The following is a 5,842-nucleotide window of genomic DNA, read 5'->3' on the forward strand; positions in this document are numbered from 1 at the left end:
ATTGAGACTAATAGACCGAAAATCCATTTCATAGTTACTTATTTCCTCCGCGCAAACCTAACGCCCTGTTAAGGTGTGAGCAACGCAATACCGAAGCTCCCGCATGCTACTTTAAACACTAAACGCAACGCATAGTGAAAATGCCACGCGTTGCGAATCACTCTTAAACAGTTTGTTATGCTATTTTTTATCCGTAATAGCTTCAACACCTCGAATAGAGAAACGTTTACTGTAATGAGGTGATTTGTATAGAGCCTTAGTTTTTTTCTCAGCGGTCGTAATTAGCAGTTCCATGGCTTCGGCTAAACCCTCTTCTTTGTATGCTGTAGAAGGATCGTTGCTAAATGCCATATCTGGATTTGCCGTTATACAAGGCACTTTAGGGTGACCGATTTGCTCCAAGTAGGCATAAAAAGCATCCTTTGAAATAACAAGACCAAACTCGCGCCACGCATATTTCTTGCCCCAGTAATAACCATCGGTGGCTTCATGCGTAACCCTTTCGTCGTTTTTCTGTTTGTTAACTGTATGCCTAGCTTTAGAAAATTCTTTTGCATACATGTAGGATAACATTGGATTTACACTGTCTGACTTTGAAATACACGATAAGTCGACGATCTTACGCCCATCTTTGTCCTCGCGGAATCCGATGTTGTACCTTTCGCCTTCTTCCATTTCTGCGACTCCATTTGCCTCGAACTGATACAAAGTATTCGTCGTTTTCGGCTTAAACGAGTGCAAGAACCGACCTTCACCGATATGTTCCATCTTGTACTCAGTTACAATAACGTCATAAATTGTTTTTAAATCTCTTGATTTCATAAATATCCAACCATTTTTACTGACATGTTTAAAATTGCATAACGCCGCATTAAGTGGTGAGCAACGCCTACCACCTAGCCTAAACCATTGTGAAATAAACACTTAAACCGAAGAAAACCGAAAATGCCGTGCGTTGGGAATCCGTCTTAAATGCTTTGTTATGTAAATTATTTCAGCGCGATGTAGACACTGACTTTGGTAGCACTGTCGTACTGCTCAAAATCTGTTGTATATGCCCTTTCATGCGCACAACTCGGAGAGTCAAAGTAAGACCAAACTGACTGCCAAGCAGCGATAACAGCTGTAGGAAACTCGCCTTCAGATTCAAACTTCAGGTAAGAACCCGAAACTACGGATACTGATGACAACTCAATATTCGATGAGGATACTTCATTTGAGCCCATTAATACGTCAAAGTAGCCATTGACGTCTGACTCGTAATTACAGTAAACACTATACGCTCTGGCTCCGGACTGATAATCAATAACTAGATTTGAGTCGACATACTCAACGTGCTTTGGAATGTTAGCCGTCTCGGGGTTCATTTCAATTTCATTGCGGGTTCTTAGGATTAGACCTTGGATTTCAAACCCTTTTACTTCAACGACTTCCATTTTTTACTCCATTTACATAACGCCCTGTTAAGGTGTGAGCAACGCAATACCGAAACTCCCGCATACCACCTTAAACACTAAAGCCAACGCATAGTAAAAATGCCACGCGTTGCGAATCACTCTTAAACAGTTTGTTATGTTTATTTCAGCCCACTGAGCTCTTTTTCCAGTTGTTCAAGAGTTTGATACTGCTTTTCCTGATATTCTTCCACTGCATTTTCCATGCCGATTCTGTTTAGGTTTTCTCTTTCAACAGTCCCGTCATTTAGAGCGGTTTCGAATAAATTCGCGCGATTTTTGTACTCACTTAAAAGCGTTGTTAAAGCTGATATTCGATTTGCCTGTGTTGTTAATACCTTTTGCTGTTCTGAGACTTTTCTAGTTCGAATTAAAGCAACAAGTGAAATCACTACTGCCAAAAGAGCAAGAATAGTGTTTATCATTTCAAACATGACCAAATTTACCCCGTAAACATAACGCCCAATTAAGGTGTGAAGCACGCGACCACAACACTTAATTTGACCACCATAATCACTGAACTCGACCCAAACCAAAAATGCCAAGCGTGCTGAATCACTCTTAAATTGTTTGTTATAAGCGTACTACAAGGCGAAGTGCAGTAGAATTTTCGAAGCCCGTTCCTGACACACTTCAGATTGCTTTGCCCTTTCAGAAAACTCATTAGAGAACTTGGCGATAGCTTTTAAAAAGTCTATTACCAGAATATCAACATTGATACCTACCACTTTACCCTCACCAATTTCTTTTGAGGCGATCATAAACGCTTCAACAACTGGATGTTGAGGGGGACCACTAATGTACTGAATCTCTCTCACTCTATTGGCTTTTGACAAGTCAGAAGTTGAGGTGTGAGTATGTAACACTGCACATCTAGCTCCCCAAAGATCATCTGCATTACACTCTAGTGATTCATCTTCAAGCATATATTTGTTCACCCACGATTTAAACGAACTACCTGTCGCTTTTTCTTGGGAATCTGGAGCGTCTAACAGCCCACATGCATCTATTGTGGAGTAAATAATTGTTAATGCTTGTCCCATGAACTTGTTTTTGTGTAATACATCTACAGCCTCGATAACTGTAATGAAATACTTATCGATATTTGTTTGTTCCATGATGCCCTCCTAGCTTATAACGCCCAATTAAGGGGTGAGCAACGCTACCACCCAACCTAAAGCATTGTGCTATAAACACTAAACTTGAAGTAGAAGCAAAAATCCCAAGCGTTGGGAATCCCTCTTAAATTGTTTGTTATGTGTATGTGCCGAAGTTATACACGAGTCCGTATACGAACATGTAAGCCCCAACCACGTAGAATATAATTTGTCCCCAAAATGAAGCCCAAGTCAGCTTACCTAAGTGACACGATAAAAAACGATTTATACAACTTGCTTTGCGCAGTTTCCTTGCCGTATACCTGAAATCTAATAGCCTTGTAATAGTGGCTAATACTCCAAACAGACAGCTAAATGACCACATTTCGATTGTAAGCCTCAGTAGGTCATCGTTTAAAACTGTAGGTTTAAGTAGCTCGTTAATAGCATATGCAAGAGAGGCAACTGAAAAGCTCAAAAACAAATTAATTGAAAATGAAAGCTGATTAATTCGGTAATCTTGCCACCGCACATATTTTTCTAATTTTCTCTCGGGCAAAGTGCCCTCCTACATTTTCAAATTTCGTTTACACATAACGCTATGTTAAGGGGTGAGCGACGTATTGCGCTGAAGCTACGATAAACCGCCTTAAACACCATTGCTGAATTTAAACAGAATTCGCCAAGCGTTGCGAATCCTCTTTGAACATTTTGTTATGCAAATACAGCGACATAGCCAGCAACTTACCACAGAAACCAAAGCCATTGAGTCAAAGTCATTTCCCAAAACAACAGAACTCTACGAAGTTCACGAACTTAAGAAATCTGAAGCCTCAACAAGTAAAGAACACTCAACTTCAGCGCGTAAGAAGGCTTTTGCGACAAATAACTAAACGAGCCAGAGCTTCAGCAAGCTTAGGTCGTCGTTCACTTTACCCTTTCCACACTTTAAGCTCGCAAAACTCACCATCTACCAGATCGAAAACTGAATGAGGCAACCCGCGAAATTAGGCATGCTTTACGGCTGGAAATATTCAAAAATTGAGAACGACAATGCCGATTTGCCGACATTAGAAAACGGGTAGCCAGAGGGAACAATAAAGAAGATTTCTGCCAAATTTGCTCTCATTGCATAACGCCGCGTTAAGTGGTGAGCAACGCCTACCACTCTGCCTAAACCATTGTGACATAAACACTTAGCCCAAAGTAAGCCGAAAACACCTTGCGTTGGGAATCCGTCTTGAACGCTTTGTTATATGCGTGTTTGAAGCTACGTTATGACTGCTTCAATTTTGTTTCCATCAAGGTCTCGAATAAATGCCGCATAATAAGTTTCACCATACTCTGGTCTAAAACCCGGCTTACCTTCGCATGTACCACCTAGCTCGATTGCTGTGGCATAGAATTGGTCAACAGATTCTTTATTTGGGGCATTGAAAGCTATATGTAATCCGTTACTCGAAGTCGCTTTACCTTCGCAAGGACTACCAACCCAAAACTCGAAGTTTTCACCATAAGCAGCCGCTACACTTTCGATATAGTGAGAACGCTTAATGGACAATGTAGACAACACTGAATCGTAAAACTTAACGGCTGCCACCACATCAGAAGTACCAACTGAAACGTGATTTAAAATCATTTTGAAGTCCTTTTGATTACTAGAAACCCGAAAGCATATAACGCCCAATTAAGGTGTGAGCCACGCTGCCACGACACTCAACTTGGACACCGTAAACACTAAACTTAACCCAAACCAAAAATGCCAAGCGTGGGGAATCACTCTTAAATTGTTTGTTAGGTGCGTTACTTTTTAAAAACCTTATATTTCCTATGCCAAGCTAAATACTTCGATTGTCCCGTTTTAACACTTATGCATTCAGTGCCATCTAAGCTATATGCTCGTAATTCACTCTCAGATAAGCCGTTAAGGATTATAGAGCCATCATCATTGAAACCTATAAGTCCAACTTCAAAAAGCCCATCATAGTTGGGAGAAAGGCACAGCCCGTTGTTCAAGTCGACCTTTTCATAGTCTCGAGCAGAAGACCATGGTTTTATGTGAGATGCTATCAGGTTACGTGATATGTCACCGTTAATTTGGCAAACATTCCCTGCTCTTGCTTTCACTTGTTTAGCAAACCTACTATGTCCGATTCTTTGTTTAACCATTGCTGTTTTTTCATACTCATCCAATGAGTTTAAATTAATGGCTGAATTGACTAACTCTACAAATTCAACATCACTTTTGGAAAGTTCATGTTCCCAGTCACCGGCAATATGGCGAATCATTTCAAAACCATCGTCGTCAAACCTCACGTATGTGGTTGAATTTTTGCGCGATAATTTTCCATATAAGCTTTCAAAGAAAGTCGTATCTTTAAGGCAAATTGCAACTCTAGTACGCCCACTGTAGTGCGAACCGGTACCAATAGTAATGTGCTTGACTTCAGGGTGAACAATATGAATTTCTGCTGTAGTAATATTTTCTTTTGACCACCAACGGACGTACTTTACATCTAATAGCCTCACTAAAGGTTTAATCCGTTCAAAGATTGGATAACCCTGTAAATTTAAGAACTCATTTGTTTCCGCTTTCATCTTCTTCTATCTACCACTAATCTAGCAATATTCGCCCGAGCACCTAACGCCGCGTTAAGTGGCGAGCAACGCAAACCACCTTACCTAAACCATTGTGACATAAACACTTAAACTGAAGAAAGCCGAAAGCGCCAAGCGTTGGGAGTCCGTCTTAAACGCTTTGTTATGCTTGTGCTATCAGCAGGCACAATAGACAAACTTTCAAACTTCACATTGTTCCACTATGAAGCAATACCAATTTATCATTAATGCCCACACGGTAAAAATCACTGGTCTTATAGAGTTAGGCTGTTGCCCAAAAACTCTATTTGCGATTTTCTTTACCATCTAAATACTCTGCATACTTTTTAGCAATTAGTTGATGTATATGAAGTCCTGTTTTACGAACAAGATACCAATCTATCGCAGCTAAAACAGCTAAGCCAATTATAGTCCCCATGTAAAACCCTCCTTCACCATCAAGTCACAAGTCTATCAAACTATTGATAAAGCGCTCATATTAACGATTTCCAGAAAAAAGCATAACGCCGCGTTAAGTGGTGAGCAACGCAGGCCACCTAACCTCAACCATTGTGCCGTAAACACTAAATTCAAAGCGAACCGAAAACGCTAAGCGTTGGGAATCCGTCTTAAACGCCTTGTATGGATAATAACTCACGAATCAGGGTAAGGTGAGACCCAGACTTTAGCTGC

Annotated in this window: 7 protein-coding genes; all 7 read right to left on the minus strand. The window is 40.5% G+C overall.

The features are described from left to right. Positions 1-180 precede the first annotated feature (180 nt). The 7 genes from H2O73_RS20050 to H2O73_RS22240 all read right to left on the minus strand — a co-directional run bounded on the left by H2O73_RS20050 (position 181) and on the right by H2O73_RS22240 (position 5,588). Positions 181-822, minus strand: a complete 642-nt coding sequence (locus H2O73_RS20050; protein WP_062855274.1) for a hypothetical protein — start codon at positions 820-822, stop codon at positions 181-183. A 167-nt stretch (positions 823-989) separates the two neighbouring features. Beyond that, positions 990-1,436 carry a GyrI-like domain-containing protein gene (locus H2O73_RS20055; RefSeq protein WP_182110698.1) on the minus strand — a complete coding sequence of 149 codons (447 nt, stop codon included), beginning with the start codon at positions 1,434-1,436 and terminating at the stop codon, positions 990-992. A gap of 140 nt (positions 1,437-1,576) precedes the next feature. Beyond that, the gene (locus H2O73_RS20065) at positions 1,577-1,999 is read right to left on the minus strand and encodes a hypothetical protein (RefSeq protein ID WP_306464279.1); all 423 of its coding nucleotides are present in this window, start codon (positions 1,997-1,999) and stop codon (positions 1,577-1,579) included. A 39-nt stretch (positions 2,000-2,038) separates the two neighbouring features. Beyond that, complete coding sequence (locus H2O73_RS22155) at positions 2,039-2,572, minus strand: hypothetical protein (protein WP_182110699.1); 534 nt, start codon at positions 2,570-2,572, stop codon at positions 2,039-2,041. A gap of 1,249 nt (positions 2,573-3,821) precedes the next feature. Next, positions 3,822-4,190, minus strand: a complete 369-nt coding sequence (locus H2O73_RS20075) for a VOC family protein (protein WP_005592614.1) — start codon at positions 4,188-4,190, stop codon at positions 3,822-3,824. Positions 4,191-4,354: 164 nt separating this feature from the next. Beyond that, entirely contained in the window at positions 4,355-5,149 is a 795-nt protein-coding gene (locus H2O73_RS20080; RefSeq protein ID WP_182110700.1) for an HNH endonuclease, read from the minus strand. Between the two features lie 304 nt (positions 5,150-5,453). Continuing rightward, the gene (locus tag H2O73_RS22240) at positions 5,454-5,588 is read right to left on the minus strand and encodes a hypothetical protein (protein WP_005448127.1); all 135 of its coding nucleotides are present in this window, start codon (positions 5,586-5,588) and stop codon (positions 5,454-5,456) included. Positions 5,589-5,842 lie beyond the last annotated feature (254 nt).

The sequence above is a fragment of the Vibrio marinisediminis genome, from assembly GCF_014050145.1.
GTDB classification, from domain to species: domain Bacteria; phylum Pseudomonadota; class Gammaproteobacteria; order Enterobacterales; family Vibrionaceae; genus Vibrio; species Vibrio marinisediminis.